Source organism: Streptomyces sp. UH6 (genome assembly GCF_013421635.1).
GTDB classification, from domain to species: domain Bacteria; phylum Actinomycetota; class Actinomycetes; order Streptomycetales; family Streptomycetaceae; genus Streptomyces; species Streptomyces abyssomicinicus.
In genome coordinates this window covers 1-2,127 of record NZ_JACADT010000973.1, presented here as the reverse complement: position 1 = coordinate 2,127, position 2,127 = coordinate 1, and the positions used below count along the sequence as shown (strand labels likewise).

The window sequence follows — 2,127 nt, the reverse complement described above, 5'->3', positions numbered from 1 at the left end:
CCGCCCCGGCGGCCGCGGGCCAGCTCCTCACCCCGGCCGCGCTGATGCGGCTGCCACTGGTCCTGGTCCTCTTCACGGCCTGCTCGGCCGCCGTCTACCTGGTCAACGACGCCCGTGACGTCGACGCCGACCGTGCCCACCCGGTCAAACGGCACCGGCCGGTCGCCGCGGGACAGGTGCCGGTGCCGGTCGCCTACGCGGCCGGGTGCGGGCTCGCCGTGGGGGCCCCGCTGGCCGCCGTGCTCCTCTGTCCGCCGCTGACCGCGGCGGTGCTGGCGGCCTACGTGGTGATGCAGTTCGCGTACTGCCTGCGGCTCAAGCGGGTGCTGGTGGTCGACCTGGCGGTGGTCGCCGCCGGCTTCCTGATGCGGGCCATGGCCGGCGGCATCGCCATGGACATCCCGCTCTCCCGCTGGTTCCTCATCACCACCGGCTTCGGCGCGCTCTTCATGGTCTCCGCCAAGCGCTACTCCGAGGCCGTCGAGATGGCCGGCGAGCGCGGGGCCACCCGGGCCCTGCTCACCGAGTACACGCCCGGCTACCTGCGGTTCGTGTGGCAGCTGGCGGCGGGCGGCGCGGTCCTCGGCTACTGCCTGTGGGCCCTGGAGACCGGCGGCGTCCCGCAGACCGGGCTGCTGCCCTGGCGGCAGCTGTCCATGATCGCCTTCATCCTGGGCGTCCTGCGCTACGCCGTCTTCGCCGACCGGGGCACCGCCGGCGAACCGGAGGACGTCGTGCTGCGGGACCGCCCGCTGGCCGCCGTCGGCCTGGTGTGGGCGGTGCTCTACGGGCTGGCGGTGACCGGCTGGTGACCGCCGCCCCGGTCACCCGCCGGGAACTCGCCGGATTCGCGGCCGCCGGACTTCTGGCCTACCTGGTGGACCTGGCCGCGTTCACGGCGCTGCTCGGCCCGGCCGGGCTGCCGCCGCTGCCGGCCAAGGCGCTGGCCTTCCTCGCCGCCTGCGCGGTCGCCTACGCCGGCAACGCGCTGGGCGCCTACCGCCGGGCCGCCTCCGCGGCGCCGCCGGGTCCGGGGGAACGGCTGCGGCAGGCGCTCGTCTTCACCGCCGTCAACGCCGCCGGAGCCGCCGCGCAGCTGGCCTGTCTCGCCGTCAGCCACTACTGCCTCGGCCTCACCTCGCGGCGCGCGGATCTGGTCGCCGGCGCGGGAGTCGGCATACTGCTGGGCACGGCCGTCCGGTTCTGGGGTACCAGAACTCTCGTCTTCCGCAACGGAGTCGGGAACGGGAACGGGGTCGTGGGATGGACTGGCTGAAGAACCTTCCCGTCGTCGGCCCGTGGGCGGCCCGGCTGATGGAGACCCACGCCTGGCGCGCCTTCGAGCGGCTGGACCGGGTGAAGTGGACCAGGCTGGCCGCGGCGATGACCTTCACCAGCTTCCTCGCGCTCTTCCCGCTGCTCACGGTCGCGGCGGCGGCCGCCGCGGGCACCCTGTCCACCGCCCAGCAGCGGACGCTCCAGCACAAGCTGGCCGAGCAGGTGCCGGGGATCTCCGACCAGCTGGACATCGAGAAACTGGTCGCCAACGCGGGCACGGTCGGGCTGATCGCCGGTGCCCTGCTGCTGTTCACCGGGCTGAGCTGGGTCGACTCCCTGCGGGGCTGCCTGCGCGCCGTCTGGGAGATCCCGGACCCGGACGAGAACATCCTCCTCACCAAGGCCAAGGACCTGGGCGTGCTGTTCGGGCTGGGCGGCGCGGTGCTGATCACGCTGGTGATCTCCACGGTCGCCAGCGGCATGGTGGGGCGGCTGGCACGGGAGCTGGGGCTGGACGAGGGCGGGGCCGGCGGCGTGCTGCTGGGGATCGCCGCGTTCACCGTCGCCGTCCTCGCCGACTTCCTGCTGCTGCTCTACGTGCTGCGGACGGTGCCCGGGGGCCACCCCTCCAAGCGGCGCCTGGTCGAGGCGGCGCTGATCGGCGCGGCCGGTTTCGAGCTGCTGAAGCTGCTGCTGAGCGGCTACATCCAGGGGGTCGCCGCGAAGAGCATGTACGGCGCGTTCGGGGTGCCGATCGCCTTGCTGCTGTGGATCAACTTCACCTGCAAGCTGCTGCTCTACAGCGCGGCCTGGACGGCGACGGGCAGGTCCTCCGCCCCCGCCTCCCCG

The 2,127-nt window shown here is 73.9% G+C and carries 3 protein-coding genes; all 3 read left to right on the top strand.

What is annotated here, in order from left to right:
• Positions 1-812: decaprenyl-phosphate phosphoribosyltransferase (locus tag HW445_RS28195; protein ID WP_180223683.1), on the top strand; the 812-nt coding region annotated here is incomplete at its 5' end.
• Positions 809-1,276 carry a GtrA family protein gene (locus HW445_RS28190; protein WP_308800056.1) on the top strand — a complete coding sequence of 156 codons (468 nt, stop codon included), beginning with the start codon at positions 809-811 and terminating at the stop codon, positions 1,274-1,276. The genes HW445_RS28195 and HW445_RS28190, both read left to right, overlap by 4 nt.
• On the top strand, positions 1,264-2,127 hold an 864-nt coding region (locus HW445_RS28185; protein ID WP_180223681.1), incomplete at its 3' end, for a YihY/virulence factor BrkB family protein. The genes HW445_RS28190 and HW445_RS28185, both read left to right, overlap by 13 nt.